Annotated in this window: 14 protein-coding genes; 2 read left to right on the forward strand and 12 right to left on the reverse strand. The window is 58.0% G+C overall.

The features are described from left to right. Positions 1 to 228: 228 nt before the first annotated feature. From phnK to L3069_RS01830, 11 genes are all read right to left on the reverse strand, one after another. The gene (phnK, locus tag L3069_RS01780) at positions 229 to 984 is read right to left on the reverse strand and encodes a phosphonate C-P lyase system protein PhnK (protein WP_003860225.1); all 756 of its coding nucleotides are present in this window, start codon (positions 982 to 984) and stop codon (positions 229 to 231) included. Next, complete coding sequence (gene phnJ, locus L3069_RS01785) at positions 981 to 1,826, reverse strand: alpha-D-ribose 1-methylphosphonate 5-phosphate C-P-lyase PhnJ (protein WP_023299113.1); 846 nt, start codon at positions 1,824 to 1,826, stop codon at positions 981 to 983. The genes phnK and phnJ overlap by 4 nt, the downstream gene beginning before the upstream one ends. After that, positions 1,819 to 2,883: a carbon-phosphorus lyase complex subunit PhnI gene (locus L3069_RS01790; protein WP_022646782.1), complete on the reverse strand. Its 1,065-nt coding sequence runs from the start codon at positions 2,881 to 2,883 to the stop codon at positions 1,819 to 1,821. Before L3069_RS01790 ends, phnJ begins: the two co-directional genes overlap by 8 nt. After that, positions 2,883 to 3,467 carry a phosphonate C-P lyase system protein PhnH gene (gene phnH, locus L3069_RS01795; protein WP_023305278.1) on the reverse strand — a complete coding sequence of 195 codons (585 nt, stop codon included), beginning with the start codon at positions 3,465 to 3,467 and terminating at the stop codon, positions 2,883 to 2,885. The genes L3069_RS01790 and phnH overlap by 1 nt, the downstream gene beginning before the upstream one ends. Beyond that, positions 3,464 to 3,916, reverse strand: coding sequence for a phosphonate C-P lyase system protein PhnG (phnG, locus tag L3069_RS01800; protein WP_023299115.1), 453 nt, complete (start codon positions 3,914 to 3,916; stop codon positions 3,464 to 3,466). Before phnG ends, phnH begins: the two co-directional genes overlap by 4 nt. Continuing rightward, positions 3,917 to 4,642 carry a phosphonate metabolism transcriptional regulator PhnF gene (gene phnF / locus L3069_RS01805; protein WP_022646784.1) on the reverse strand — a complete coding sequence of 242 codons (726 nt, stop codon included), beginning with the start codon at positions 4,640 to 4,642 and terminating at the stop codon, positions 3,917 to 3,919. A gap of 20 nt (positions 4,643 to 4,662) precedes the next feature. After that, a complete protein-coding gene (phnE, locus tag L3069_RS01810; RefSeq protein WP_038415099.1) occupies positions 4,663 to 5,442 on the reverse strand; it encodes a phosphonate ABC transporter, permease protein PhnE in 780 nt (259 codons plus the stop codon). Between the two features lie 115 nt (positions 5,443 to 5,557). Then, a complete protein-coding gene (phnD, locus tag L3069_RS01815; RefSeq protein ID WP_022646786.1) occupies positions 5,558 to 6,574 on the reverse strand; it encodes a phosphonate ABC transporter substrate-binding protein in 1,017 nt (338 codons plus the stop codon). Positions 6,575 to 6,597: 23 nt separating this feature from the next. Further along, positions 6,598 to 7,386 (reverse strand): phosphonate ABC transporter ATP-binding protein, encoded by a 789-nt coding sequence (gene phnC, locus L3069_RS01820; RefSeq protein ID WP_003860210.1) that lies wholly within the window; start codon positions 7,384 to 7,386, stop codon positions 6,598 to 6,600. Positions 7,387 to 7,559: 173 nt separating this feature from the next. Continuing rightward, on the reverse strand, positions 7,560 to 7,991 hold the full coding sequence (gene yjdN, locus L3069_RS01825) for a VOC family metalloprotein YjdN (RefSeq protein ID WP_022646788.1): 432 nt from the start codon (positions 7,989 to 7,991) through the stop codon (positions 7,560 to 7,562). 80 nt (positions 7,992 to 8,071) lie between these two features. Continuing rightward, positions 8,072 to 8,407 (reverse strand): zinc ribbon domain-containing protein YjdM, encoded by a 336-nt coding sequence (locus L3069_RS01830; protein ID WP_022646789.1) that lies wholly within the window; start codon positions 8,405 to 8,407, stop codon positions 8,072 to 8,074. 590 nt (positions 8,408 to 8,997) lie between these two features. Between L3069_RS01830 and crfC the strand changes: the two genes are divergently transcribed. Then, positions 8,998 to 11,352, forward strand: a complete 2,355-nt coding sequence (gene crfC / locus L3069_RS01835) for a clamp-binding protein CrfC (RefSeq protein WP_063136003.1) — start codon at positions 8,998 to 9,000, stop codon at positions 11,350 to 11,352. Then, positions 11,349 to 12,227: a diguanylate cyclase regulator RdcB family protein gene (locus L3069_RS01840; RefSeq protein WP_022646791.1), complete on the forward strand. Its 879-nt coding sequence runs from the start codon at positions 11,349 to 11,351 to the stop codon at positions 12,225 to 12,227. Before crfC ends, L3069_RS01840 begins: the two co-directional genes overlap by 4 nt. 33 nt (positions 12,228 to 12,260) lie before the next feature. Here L3069_RS01840 and kdgT read toward each other — a convergent pair whose 3' ends face one another. Then, positions 12,261 to 13,253, reverse strand: coding sequence for a 2-keto-3-deoxygluconate transporter (gene kdgT / locus L3069_RS01845; RefSeq protein WP_022646792.1), 993 nt, complete (start codon positions 13,251 to 13,253; stop codon positions 12,261 to 12,263). Positions 13,254 to 13,311 lie beyond the last annotated feature (58 nt).

Genomic DNA, 13,311 nt, shown 5'->3' on the forward strand with positions numbered 1-13,311 from the left:
GGCGGCTTCGCCTTACCCGGCCTACGGGTGCGGTGTTCGTTTTGCCGGGTGGTGGCTTCGCCTTACCCGGCCTACGGGTGCGGTGTTCGTTTTGCCGGGTGGTGGCTTCGCCTTACCCGGCCTACGGGTGCGGTGTTCGTTTTGCCGGGTGGTGGCTTCGCCTTACCCGGCCTACGGGTGCGCTGTTCGTAGGCCGGGTAAGCGCAGCGCCACCCAGCAACAGCGCCCTCAGTTCTGCAACACCGACGACACCAGCAGCTGGGTATACGGATGATGCGGATCGTCGAGCACCCGGTCGGTTAACCCACTTTCCACCACCTGACCCTGCTTCATCACCAGAAGACGGTCCGCCAGCAGGCGCGCGACGCCTAAATCATGGGTGACAATCACCACCGCCAGGTTCAGCTCCACCACCAGGCCGCGCAGCAGGTCGAGCAGGCGAGCCTGCACGGATACGTCCAGCCCGCCGGTCGGTTCGTCCATAAACACCAGCTTCGGATGGGTGACGAGATTGCGGGCAATCTGTAAACGCTGCTGCATGCCGCCGGAGAAGGTGGTCGGCAAGTCGTCGATGCGCGAGGCGGGGATTTCAACTTCCTCCAGCCAGTGCTGCGCCGTGGCGCGGATATTGCCGTAGTGGCGTGCGCCGGTGGCCATCAGCCGTTCGCCGATGTTGCCCCCCGCTGACACCTGACGGCGCAGGCCGTCCATCGGGTGCTGATGCACCACGCCCCACTCGGTGCGCAGCAGGCGGCGGCGCTCGGCTTCGCTCATGCCGTACAGCGACACGCCCTCATACAAAATGTCGCCATTCTGCGGCGTCAGGCGCGCGGAGATGGACTTCAGCAGGGTGGTTTTACCGGAGCCGGACTCGCCGACAATGCCCAGCACTTCGCCCGGCCACAGCTCAAACGACACGTCGCTAAAGCCTTTGCCCGGCGCATAAAGGTGAGTCAGGTTGTTAACCGAAAGCAGCGGTTTCATTGGCTGTTCGCCTCGCTCTGTTGGCGGCAGTAATCGGTGTCGGAGCAGACAAACATCCGTTTGCCCGTGTCGTCCAGCACCACTTCATCCAGATAGCTGTGTTTGGATCCGCAGATGGCGCACGGCTCGTCCCACTCCTGCACCGTAAACGGGTGATCGTCGAAATCCAGGCTCTCTACGCGGGTAAACGGCGGTACGGCGTAGATGCGTTTTTCACGTCCGGCACCAAAAAGTTGCAGGGCGGGCATCATGTCCATCTTCGGGTTATCGAATTTCGGGATCGGCGACGGGTCCATCACGTAGCGGCCGTTCACCTTCACCGGGTAGGCGTAGGTGGTGGCGATATGGCCGAAGCGGGCGATGTCCTCATACAGTTTGACCTGCATGATCCCGTACTCTTCCAGGGCGTGCATGGTGCGGGTTTCGGTTTCCCGCGGCTCGATAAAGCGCAGCGGCTCCGGGATCGGCACCTGGAAAATCAAAATCTGATCTTCAGTCAGCGGGGTCTCCGGAATGCGGTGACGGGTCTGGATCAGCGTCGCGTCTTCGGTTTTTTCAGTGGTGTTGACGCCCGTTACGCGCCTGAAGAAGTTGCGGATCGACACGGCGTTGGTGGTGTCGTCTGCCCCCTGGTCGATGACCTTCAGCACGTCCGCTTCGCCAATCACGCTGGCGGTGATTTGAATACCGCCGGTGCCCCAGCCGTAGGGCATCGGCATTTCGCGGCCGCCGAACGGCACCTGGTAGCCGGGGATCGCCACAGCCTTAAGGATGGCGCGGCGGATCATGCGTTTAGTTTGCTCGTCCAGATAGGCAAAGTTGTAGCCGCTTAAGTTAGCCATTGGCGCGCTCCCGTTGCAGGCGTTTCAGCAGTTCCAGTTCGGCCTGGAAATCGACGTAGTGCGGCAGCTTGAGGTGCGAGACAAAGCCCGCGGCCTCAACGTTATCCGCGTGGGCCAGCACGAACTCTTCGTCCTGTGCCGGGCCTGCAATATGCTCGCCGTAGTCCGGCGCCTGGAGCGCACGGTCAACCAGCGCCATCGCCATCGCCTTGCGCTCGCTCAGGCCATACACCAGCCCGTAGCCGCGGGTAAAGTGTGGATCTTCATTTTCTGGCGCGACAAAACCGTTGACCATTTCGCACTCGGTCATCAGCAGTTCACCGATGTTCACCGCAAACCCCAGCTCTTCTGGCACAATTTCGACATCGAGATAGCCGCTGCGGATCTCTGCCGCGAACGGGTGGTTGCGCCCGTAGCCACGCTGCGTGGAGTAGGCCAGCGCCAGCAGATAGCCTTCGTCGCCGCGCATCAGCTGTTGCAGACGGGACGAGCGCGAACAGGGATAGACCGGCGGCGTGCGGGTGATGTCATCCGGTGTGCTGCCGGTGTCTTCTTCCGCCTTCGCCAGCCCCTGGTTTGCCAGCAGGCTAAAGACGTGCGGGGAGGCGTCTTGTTCAGCGTCAGAGGCGCTGAGCTGCGGTGTTTCACCGTTCGCCAGCAGAGCGAAGTCCATCAGACGATGGGTGTAGTCGTAGGTGGGGCCAAGCAGCTGGCCGCCAGGAATATCTTTATACACCGCAGAAATACGGCGCTCTAAACGCATTTCCGCCGTATTTACCGGCTCGCTCACCGCCAGCTTCGCCAGCGTAGTGCGGTAAGCGCGCAGCAGGAAGATGGCTTCCACGTTATCGCCGCTGGCCTGTTTCAGCGCCAGCGCCGCCAGCTCACGGTCCGCGATGCCGCCTTCGGTCATCACGCGGTCGACGGCCAAATTTAACTGCTGTTCAATCTGGGCGACGCTCAGCTCGGGAAGAGCGTCATCCCCCCGGCGTCTGTGCGCCTGCAAGGCATGGGCGGCGGCGATCGCCTTCTCGCCCCCTTTGACGGCAACGTACATCAGCACACCTCCACGTGGGTAGTTCGCGGGATCGCCAGCAGGCGCTCGCCGCAGGTCAGGAGCAGGTCAATGCCGAGCGGGAACGGATGCGGGCGCTCGGTCAGCTCATGAATGATGCACTCCGGCAGCTGGGGGGCGACCATCCGCTCGTCGGCGATGCCTGCACCCGTCAGGCGAAGCATGCGACCACCGCTCAGGCTGGAGACCTGCAAAATCAGCGTGGCGCTGGTTTCCGGGGCGACGGCGCTGCCTTCGCTCAGGGCGTTAAGCTGCTCGTGGCTGATTTGCTCGTCTGCCACGGCGAAGACCGCCTGCTGGGGCTGCTCGACCAGCGGCGCGTTGGTATGAAAGCGCAGGTTCTGGCTGGCGATATCGTTCAGCAATGCCCCTGACAGCCATACCGGCGTGTCGTTGTCCGCCAGCGTCAGCAGCACGCTGGTAGAGGCGAGATTCAGCGGCAGCCAGCCCTGCGAAAGCTGGTGCAGCGAGACGATCACGCCGGGCTCGCTCATGGCTTTCAGCAGGCGACGGAAACTCTGTTGGGCATCCTGGACGGCCAGGGTAAAGGCAGGTTGAAGCGTCATGCGTTGTCTCCGCGAACGAGCGTAAAGAAGTCGACCCGGCTGGTATTCACTTCGGCCTGACGCGCGGCAAGGCGTGCGGCGCGGTCAGCTTCCAGCGGGGCAATAAGGGTTTCCATTAAGGTCTGAAAATGCGGCTGTTCCTGTAAAAGCGCGTCGATCACGGCGCAGCGCTCGGCGTGTGTTTTGTCGCGCCCAAGTACGTAGCCGTAGCCCAGCGTGCCGCTGCTCAGGCGGATCACCGCGCGGGTGAGGGTGGCATCGCCGGCGAAGAAGCGCTCGCCGGTGCCGCCCATGCGTGCCTGGATCTGCACCAGGCCGATCTCCGGCGCGCGGATCGTGTCGTAGTCCGGCGTCAGGCCGAGCGCGTTCATGCGGGCAGCCAGCGCAGCAGGCTGGCTGTGGGCCAGCACGCGCATCCAGCGCTGACGAGTGGAGGTGTCGAAGTGCATTCAGTGCTCCATGGTAAATTCAATCATGTCGGCGCGGGTCAGGCTGACGGAGTATTCCGTTGCGTTGACGTCGCCGTCACGGTGGTTGAGGGTGCGCACGCAGAGCAGCGGGGCCATGTTGGGGATCTCCAGCACCTTGCTCTCTTTAGCCTGCGCGCGGCGGGCGCTGATGCGCGTCTGGGTGCGTTTGAGCGCGATACCCGTCGCCTCCTGAAGAAAATCATGCAGGGAACCGCTGGCGAAATGTTGCAGCACGGGCCAGAGGGAGAGGTCCGCGAAGTAGTGGTCGATCTGACAGACCGCCACGCCGTTCACCCGGCGCAACGTGCGCAGGTGAACGACGTTGTCGCCCTCCTGAATCCCCAGCGCGTCCGCTACGTGGCGGGAGGCCGGGCGCAGGACAGACAGCAGCTTTTCGCTGGTGGGGTGGCTGCCCTGATCGAGCAGGTTCTGGCTAAAACGCGCCTGAGCATTGAGCGGGTAGTCAAACGGGCGCATCAGCACCAGCACGCCGACGCCCTGACGACGCTGGACCCAGCCGCGCTCCACCAGCTGATCGATGGCGCGACGCAGGGTGTGGCGATTCACTTCGTAGCGGTCGGCAAGCTGCTGCTCGGCAGGCAGGTAGTCGCCGCACCGATAGTGCGTGCGCAGCTCCACTTCGAGCTTTGCCGCAATCTCTTGCCAGCGGGTAGGGTAACTGGTCGGATGTCTGGATAAGTGCATACCAATCAAAGCCTCGCTTCTCAGATGAAGTGCTTACGCAAGCGTTGAGAGAGGAAATCCAGCAGGCTGACGGTGACGATGATAAGCACCATCAATGCGCAGGTTTGCTGGAACTGGAAACCGCGAATCGCTTCCCACAGGGTGACGCCAATACCGCCTGCGCCCACCATGCCGACCACGGTGGCGGAGCGAACGTTGGACTCGAAGCGGTATAGCGAATAGGAGATGAGCAGCGGCATGACCTGCGGCAGGACGCCGTAGAGGATCTCTTCGATTTTGTTCGCGCCGGTTGCGCGGATGCCTTCCACCGGGCCGGGCTCGATGGCTTCAACCGCTTCGGAGAGCAGCTTGGAGAGTACGCCGGTGGTGTGGATGAACAGCGCCATCACGCCAGCGAACGGACCCAGGCCGACGGCGACCACGAACAGCATCGCAAAGACCATTTCGTTGATGGCGCGGCAGGCATCCATCAGGCGACGCATCGGCTGGTTGATCCACCACGGCACGATGTTTTCGGCGCTCATCAGGCCAAACGGAATGGAGAGGATCACGGCGAGGGCGGTGCCCCAAACGGCGATTTGCAGGGTGGTGGCCATTTCACTGAGGTAGTCCTGCCACTGGCTGAAGTCCGGCGGGAAGAAGTCGGCGGCGAAGGTCGCCATGTTGCCCGAGTCCCTGAAGAGCAGCAGCGGATCCATCTCCGCGCCCTTCCAGGAGATAACGAGCACCGCCAGCAGAACGGCCCAGCTTATGAGCGAGAACCAGCTGCGCTTTGGCGGCGGGAGGGTGATGGTTTGCATGTTGGCTCCTTAATCTGTTCTCCCTCTCCCTGTGGGAGAGGGCCGGGGTGAGGGCATCAGCGTGCGCCTTTCCCCCTCACCCTAACCCTCTCCCTCAAGGGAGAGGGGACTTGAGTTACTGCACCGCTTTATTCACGCTGGTCATCGCGCCGAGCGCGGCGGTCAGGCGGTCGAGATCGTCCAGCTGCGCCTGAATTTCCGACACTTTGCTGGTCTTCTCTTCTTCCTTCAGACCTTTGTTGTCCTTCACGCCCTGCATCTGTTTAAACAGCGCCAGCTGGCGAATCGGCACCAGCTGCAAATCGCTGGACGCGCGGAACGGTGCCCAGCCCAGGTGCGCCAGCACCGCTTTCTCTTCCGGCGTTTTGCCGTAGTTCATAAAGAAGTCGTAGACCTTGTCTTTGGTGCTTTCGGAGAGGTTTTTACGCCACACGATCGGGTCGCCCGGGATCAATGGCGATTTCCAGATCACCTTCAGCGCTTTCAGCTTGTCCGGCGCGGAGGTCTTCAGCTTGTCGAGGTTTTCAGTGTTGTTGGTGGCAACGTCTACCTGCTTGTTCGCTACGGCCAGGGCGTTGGTTTCGTGGCTGGCGTTAACCGTGCGCTTGAAGTCGCTGGCGGAGATGTTGTTTTTCGCGAAGACGTAGTAACCCGGGACGAGGAAGCCGGACGTAGAATTCGGGTCGCCGTTACCAAAGGTCAGCTCTTTGCGTTTGGCGAGCATATCGTTGAGGTTGTTGATCGGGCTGTCTTTGTTAACGATCAGCACGCTCCAGTAGCCCGGGGAGCCGTCTGCTGCAACGGTCTGGGCAAAGACCTGGCCGTTGGCGCGATCTACCGCTTCCATGGCAGAGAGGTTGCCGTACCACGCGATGTCGACTTTGTTGAAGCGCATTCCCTGGATAATGCCCGCGTAGTCCGGGGCGAAGAAGGCGTTCACTTTGATCCCCAGTTTGGTTTCCATATCTTTCAGGAACGGTTCCCACTGCGGCTTCAGGTTTTGCTGTGATTCCGTTGAAATGATGCCAAAGTTCAACGCTTTTTCCTGTTCCTCTGCCCAGGCCGGGCTTAACAGGGTGCTGATGCTGAACATGCTGGTGAAGGCCAGCGCGGCAACGGCTTTGTAGTTCATTTCCATTCCTCGTTATCGGGGCGTTAAGCAGCCTGCGCGCGTTCTTCGACGCGGTTTACGCTGCGGTAGAGATGATCAAAACGTTCGTTATCAAACTGATGGCTGGCGCCATCGAAGAACACGTGGCCCTGACGCAGGGCGACGATGCGCTCGCAGTAGCGCAGGGCGTAATCCACCTGATGCAGCGTCACCACCACGGTGATGCCGTCGTTCTGGTTGATGTCGCGCAGGGTTTCCATCACGATGCGGGCCGATTCCGGATCCAGCGAGGCGATAGGCTCATCGGCCAGAATGATTTTGGCTTTCTGCATCAGGGCGCGGGCGATGGCGACGCGCTGCTGCTGTCCGCCGGAGAGCGTTGAGACGCGCTGGTGGGCAAAATGCGCCATGCCGACGCGGGTCAGCGCCTGTAAGGCTTCTTGTTTCTGGGAAGGGGAGAACCAGCGCAGGCAGGTGCGCCAGAACGGGGTGCTGCCGAGCGCGCCAATCAGCACGTTCTCGAGCACCGTCAGGCGGTTCACCAGGTTGAACTGCTGAAAGATATAGCCCGTCTGCGCGCGGCTTTTGCGAATATCGCTCGCCAGACGCCCCGCATGTTGCACGGTGTTACCCAGCAGCTCGACGCGGCTTTCCGGCGTTTTGTCACAGGTAATGAGGCCACTTAAGTGACGAAGAAGGGTGGATTTTCCTGAACCGGATGGCCCCAGCAGCGCCACCATTTCGCCCTGCTGGACGGTCAGATCAACGGCATGCAGCGCCTTGTTGTGATGGAAGGTTTTGCTCAGTTTCTCGACGCGAATGACAGTTTGCATGTGCTGGGCCTCACGATAAATGTGGCCTCATGCTGGCGCATCAATATGACATTCAGGTTAAGTGTTGGTTGCGGGAGTTTGAAGAGTTGAGGGGGATTTGATGACAATCACCGTAGGCCCGGTCAGCGCAGCGACACCGGACGCTGTTGCCGGATGCGCTGCGCTTATCCAGCCTACGATTTAACGACGTTAATCATCCACGGCACGCCGTATTTGTCGGTCACAGTGCCGAATCCGTGCGCCCAGAAGGTCTCCTGCCAGGCCATTTCAATATTGCCGCCATCGGCGAGGTTGTCGAACCAGCGCTTGCCTTCCGACACATCCTGGGTGTCGAGCACCAGTGTGAAACCCGCGTATTGCGCGCTGCTGCCAGGCGGTATCCCGTCGCTCATCATAATGTCGCTGCCCGCGATGCGGACGTTAGAATGGGCGATGGCGGTATCCGGGAAGTTCATGCCGGACGGACAGCCTTCTTCGCTGTTTTCGTCTTTAGGCATTTCGCCGAAGGTGATTTTGTAGAGGAGTTCTGCGCCGACGGCCTGCTGATAGAAGGCGGTGGCCTCCGCACAGTTGCCGGCGAAAGAGATGTAGGGACTTAACGGCATAATCTTTACCTCACGTAAGAAAAGCCCGTTAAGTGTAGTTCCCGAACGCCCGGTAAGCGAAGCGTCACCGGGCGGGTCAATCAGTTCTTTTTCACGAACTCAGATTTCAGTTTCATCGGACCGAAGCCGTCAATTTTGCAATCGATATTATGATCGCCTTCAACAAGACGGATGTTTTTCACTTTGGTACCAATCTTCAGCATGGAAGAACTGCCTTTTACCTTCAGATCTTTCACAACGGTAACGCTGTCGCCGTCTGACAGCAGGTTGCCGTTCGCGTCTTTCACAATCAGCGTATCGCTGTCCTGCGCAGGCTCCGCATCGTTCCATTCATGGGCGCATTCCGGGCAAACGAACATGCCATTGTCTTCATAGGTGTATTCAGAATTGCATTTCGGGCAGTGTGGAAGTTGCATGTTGGTATCCTCAAAAGTGTTAACACGCTGGAAAACGCCAGCTAAATGACGGCAGTGTGCCGAAAAAGGCAGCGAGTATAACGCAAATCCCCACTTTTGTCGGTGATATTGTTTTAGAAAAATAGCGCAGAAATGCGTAAAAGATGACACGAACTGTCAGTGAATTAAGGGAAGCTTATGCCCTGCACGGCAGTGATCGTTATGATGATAAATATATCGAATATTTTATTACAGCAAATTGCTACGCTGTGCCATTTCGGATAAGGTGAAGGAACAAGCCGTTATTTATCTATCCTTTCTGATGCTATACATCTTTTGGTGTCAGGGAATACCTCTCTTTTTTGGTGGGTAAATAACGATGATATCTCCTGATGTTTCCTGAAAATGCGTTTTGTCTATTTACTTTTGGTCTTCTGACCAGAGGGATGTTTTACACGTATTGGAGGGTGAGATTTAAATTCTCATTATCTTCAGTTACTTGTATTAAATGAACATGTTTTCCATACGTGATCATATAAGCCTGAACAGTATAATTAAAAAAACGTGGCTTAATAAAAGTAATAAATTTGCGTTAAGGGAAGGCTTTTATCATGCACACACAGACCATATTTGAATTAAGCCAGGAAGCCGAACGTTTGTTACAGCTGGCTCTGAACAATCTTGATTCATTAAAATCAATGCCGATTGCAAAGCTGGATAGCACAGCCGCTGCCATGAGCGGCGTTAATAACAACGTTTTGCCATTACATTTTAGCGCGCGGGGTGTCGACGCTCAGCAGGCGTTGCTGAATAACGAATTACGCAAAATAACCCGCCTCGAAATGGTGCTGGCGATTGTGGGTACCATGAAAGCGGGAAAATCGACCACCATTAATGCGATTGTGGGCACGGAAGTGCTGCCGAACCGCAATCGTCCGATGACGGCGCTGCCCACGCTGATCCGCCATACGCCGGGCCAGAAGGAGCCGGTGCTGCATTTTTTGCACGTTGCGCCCATTGATACCCTGATTTCCCAGTTGCAGACGAAATTGTGCGATAAAGATCGCGGCAAGCTGGCGCGGCGTCTGGAAATCGACAAGGACATGAATACGCTGCTGGAGCGCATCGAAAGAGGTGAGGCGTTCGGAAAACATCACCTGGGCGCGGAGCCCATCTTTCATTGTCTGAAAAGCCTGAACGATCTGGTGCGGCTTTCGCAGGCGCTGGGTGTGGAGTTTCCTTTTTCTGAGTATGCCGCGATTGAACATATTCCGGTGATTGAGGTGGAATTTGTGCACCTCGCCGGTCTGGATGCGCATCTTGGTCAACTGACGCTGCTCGACACGCCGGGGCCGAACGAGGCCGGTCAGCCGCACCTGCAAAAAATGCTCAGCGAGCAGCTGGCGCGCGCCTCCGCCGTGCTGGCGGTGATGGACTATACCCAGCTTAAATCCATTTCCGACGCCGAGGTTCGGCAGGCAATTTCGGCGGCGGGGAAATCCGTGCCGCTTTACGCCCTGGTCAATAAATTCGATCAGAAAGATCGTAACAGCGACGATGAAGAGCAGGTACGGGCGATGATTTCCGGCACGCTGATGAAAGGGAATATTTCTCCGGGACAAATTTATCCGGTCTCTTCCATGTGGGCCTACCTGGCAAACCGCGCCCGCTATGAGATGAACACCCATGGGCGGCTTCCCGATCATCAGGATCAGCGTTGGGTGCAGGATTTTGCCGAGGCCGCGCTGGGCCGCCGCTGGCGTACGGCCGATCTCGACGATAGTGACCATATTCGCCATGCGGCGGATCTGCTGTGGGAGGATTCGCTGTTCGAACAGCCCATCCGCAAGCTGATTTACGCGGCTTACGCCAACGCCTCGCTGTTCGCCCTGCGGTCGGCATCGCATAAGCTGCTCAACTATGCGCAAAATGCCAGAGAATACCTGGATTTTCGCCATCAGGGTCTGACGGTCGCCTTTGATGAGCTGGAGCGGAATATTAAGCGCCTGGAAGAGGACATGGCGATGCTGCGTCAGCGGCAGAGCGTAGTGAGCGATGAGGTCCAGCATGAAGTTGAAGAGGCGCTCAACGCAGCGGATGCATTTCTGCTTAGTCAGAAAGGCGAACTTCACCAGGCGCTGGACGACATGTTTAGCCGCCCGTTAATTCTTGATTTAGCCGGGCGCGAGCCATCCAGCATGCGTACAGACGACACGGATGGGAACCAGCAACTGGTGCTTGACGATGAAGGGCAGGCACAGATTGTCCTGAGCAAGATCCGATCGTCATGCGAGCAGATTTTGCTGAATGCGCAGAGCAGAATTAGCCGGGAGCTGGCGTTACGCTTCGATCAGCTGGAGTCTACGCTCGCCCGATCGTTGAATGAGGCGATGCGCCCCATCGAGATGCAAATTAAGGAACAGCTCAGTCATGCCGGCTTTCGGGCGCGGATTAGCTTTCCGGCGTTTCAGGCAAACCAGCTTAACTTCAATACGCGCGGCTTATTTAATGATGCCATTGTGCAGGACACCCCTCCCGCCAGTCAGCCCGCAGGGGCGGGCAGCGTACGTAATACCGTCTCGCGCTGGCTCAATCATCCCGGCTGGGGCTGGGAAGCGTATGTGGAGACGCGCACCCGATATGTCATCGATATCGCCCAGCTTCATGGCAAATTTACGCAGCATACCGATCAGTTTTGCGATCAAATTCGTAAAGCTTTGGCCGCGCAGGTCGATGTCTCTGTTACGGCAGGTATGGCAACGTTTTTTGCAGAGTTTTCGTTGTCCCTGACCGGGTTACAGGAAAGCTTGCGTGATAGCCTTGCCGTGCGGCAGCAGAATGAGCATTCAACCCGGGCGCTTAGCCAGTTGTTGAAGCAAAGTATGACCACAGCGGCGTGGATTCAGGAAGATACCCGACTGTTACGCGATGATATTCAAACCTTATTCGCGGCAGAGCAACCATGACAACACAGCTACTGGACGGTCCCGGGCGGACGCTGGAGTGTATTCATCCAAAATTTATGGTCGATTTGGTCCAGGGGGCGGATGCTGCTCGTCACACCCTCCTGGGGCCACAGCAACTGCAATTTCGTGAGCGTTTGACGCAGGAGATCGTTACGCAGACCCGGTTGCGGCCATGGGCAATGGCGGGAATGCTCAACGAAAATGCAGCACTGCGGCTGGGTCTGGCGGAGAAACTAGCCGGTATGCTCGACCCCGGACACCTGGCGCTGACCCGCATGTCCGACAAGCTGGTAGCCCTGCGCCAGCAGGTTAATCCACGCCTCCCTCAACCTTCCGGATTGTTGCAACAGTACGAGGCGCTCTCCGCACATTTCAACCAGCGTGCCGCCTATAAAGAGAAAGCGCTCGCGCAGCGCGGCCTTACGGTTCAGGCGGGTGAGCACAGCGAGCAAATTTTTACCCGCTGGCGAGCCGGGCAGTATGACGGCTGGTCGCTGGCTGGCCGCTGCTTTATCGTGCTGGAAGAGTTGCGCTGGGGCGCGTTTGGCGATGCCTGTCGTCTGGCGAATAGTGATGTGGCGGCCATGCTGAAAGATAACCTGCGCAGCATGGCCGCAAACTATCTGGCACAGGGGATTAACGCTTCTCCCACCACCCGGCATTTTTACCATCAGTGGCTGACGACGCCCGCTTCTCCTGGTCTGATGGATTATAAAGATATGCTTGGCTGGCTGGGGGACTGGTGTCAGGCGGATAAACATCCGGTGAGCTGGTCAGTGACGCAGAGCTGGCAAACGGTCGCGCTGGGTATGCCGAGACTCTGTTCGGCAAAACGACTGGTGGATGGCATGGTGGAAGAGATATTTAGTGCGTGATTGCCCCCTCTTTTTAAGGAGGGGGCGAACGGCTTAGTGGTGCATTTCTACCGCTTTCGGCTCTGCCTGGGTTTCCGGAACCTGTCCAAAACGTCTGGCGTACAGCGCCGTGATGATCGGGACCAGAATCGCCGTCACAATCACGCTGGCGGCAACCAGGGCCGTGGCGGAAGCCGCCACCGGTTCAAAGGCCGGGTTAATCTGGGCGATAATCACCGGGTTAGCTACCGCAGCGCCTGCGGCCGACGAGGCGGCCACACCTGCGGTTCCGTTACCGCCCCCGATGACGCGGTCTGCAATAATTAGCGGAATACCCGTGATGACGATGACGGCAACACCCAGCACAATACCCAGCAGGCCGGTTTCCAGAATCACGTTCAGATTGATGGTATTGCCCAACGCGAAGCCGAAGAACGGGATCAGTACCGGGGTGGCTTTGCTGAAGAAATCGCGCAGATCGTGATCGAGGTTGCCTAGCGCAAAACCAATCAGGAACGGCAGGATCGCCCCGACAAAATGGTGGGGTTCAAAGGAGGCAAGGCCGGCAGAACCCAGAATCAGCATGGTCATCAGCGGACCCGACTCCAGGGACATCAGCACGAACGCGCCTGATTCTTCTTTGGTGCCATATTGATTCATCAGGCTGGCATAGAGACCGCCGTTGGTCATATCCATTGCTGAAACAATGGCCAGAACGGATAATCCGGCGAAGAATCCGGTCTGTATGCCATTCTCCGGAATGAACATCGCGCAGATCATGGCAACGACCCAGGCGACCGCAATTTTAGTAATGACCAGCGTCCCTGATTTACGTAATACCGTACCAGTTGCACGTAAATTAATAGATGCGCCGATGCAAAAGAACCAGACTGCCAGAATCGGCACCGTTCCGGTGATCATACCTTTTGTAAAACCGCCAAAATAAGCACCGGTATTCGGGGCCAGCGTATTTAATATCGCGCCAAGTACCAGCGGGACCAGCATCATCCCGCCCGGGATGCGTTCTATTGTTGCTTTAATCTTCATCATTAACCCTCACATCTCGCCCGCGTGGCTGGCGGAAATCTCAAAAAATAGATCAACA

The sequence above is a fragment of the Enterobacter cloacae complex sp. ECL411 genome (genome assembly GCF_021869665.1).
GTDB classification, from domain to species: domain Bacteria; phylum Pseudomonadota; class Gammaproteobacteria; order Enterobacterales; family Enterobacteriaceae; genus Enterobacter; species Enterobacter intestinihominis.

Bases quoted from the DNA above. Each gene is read 5' to 3' on its own strand.
- phnK (WP_003860225.1), bottom strand. From the start codon at position 984: ATGAAACCGCTGCTTTCGGTTAACAACCTGACTCACCTTTATGCGCCG.
- phnJ (WP_023299113.1), bottom strand. From the start codon at position 1,826: ATGGCTAACTTAAGCGGCTACAACTTTGCCTATCTGGACGAGCAAACT.
- L3069_RS01790 (WP_022646782.1), bottom strand. From the start codon at position 2,883: ATGTACGTTGCCGTCAAAGGGGGCGAGAAGGCGATCGCCGCCGCCCAT.
- phnH (WP_023305278.1), bottom strand. From the start codon at position 3,467: ATGACGCTTCAACCTGCCTTTACCCTGGCCGTCCAGGATGCCCAACAG.
- phnG (WP_023299115.1), bottom strand. From the start codon at position 3,916: ATGCACTTCGACACCTCCACTCGTCAGCGCTGGATGCGCGTGCTGGCC.
- phnF (WP_022646784.1), bottom strand. From the start codon at position 4,642: ATGCACTTATCCAGACATCCGACCAGTTACCCTACCCGCTGGCAAGAG.
- phnE (WP_038415099.1), bottom strand. From the start codon at position 5,442: ATGCAAACCATCACCCTCCCGCCGCCAAAGCGCAGCTGGTTCTCGCTC.
- phnD (WP_022646786.1), bottom strand. From the start codon at position 6,574: ATGAACTACAAAGCCGTTGCCGCGCTGGCCTTCACCAGCATGTTCAGC.
- phnC (WP_003860210.1), bottom strand. From the start codon at position 7,386: ATGCAAACTGTCATTCGCGTCGAGAAACTGAGCAAAACCTTCCATCAC.
- yjdN (WP_022646788.1), bottom strand. From the start codon at position 7,991: ATGCCGTTAAGTCCCTACATCTCTTTCGCCGGCAACTGTGCGGAGGCC.
- L3069_RS01830 (WP_022646789.1), bottom strand. From the start codon at position 8,407: ATGCAACTTCCACACTGCCCGAAATGCAATTCTGAATACACCTATGAA.
- crfC (WP_063136003.1), top strand. From the start codon at position 8,998: ATGCACACACAGACCATATTTGAATTAAGCCAGGAAGCCGAACGTTTG.
- L3069_RS01840 (WP_022646791.1), top strand. From the start codon at position 11,349: ATGACAACACAGCTACTGGACGGTCCCGGGCGGACGCTGGAGTGTATT.
- kdgT (WP_022646792.1), bottom strand. From the start codon at position 13,253: ATGAAGATTAAAGCAACAATAGAACGCATCCCGGGCGGGATGATGCTG.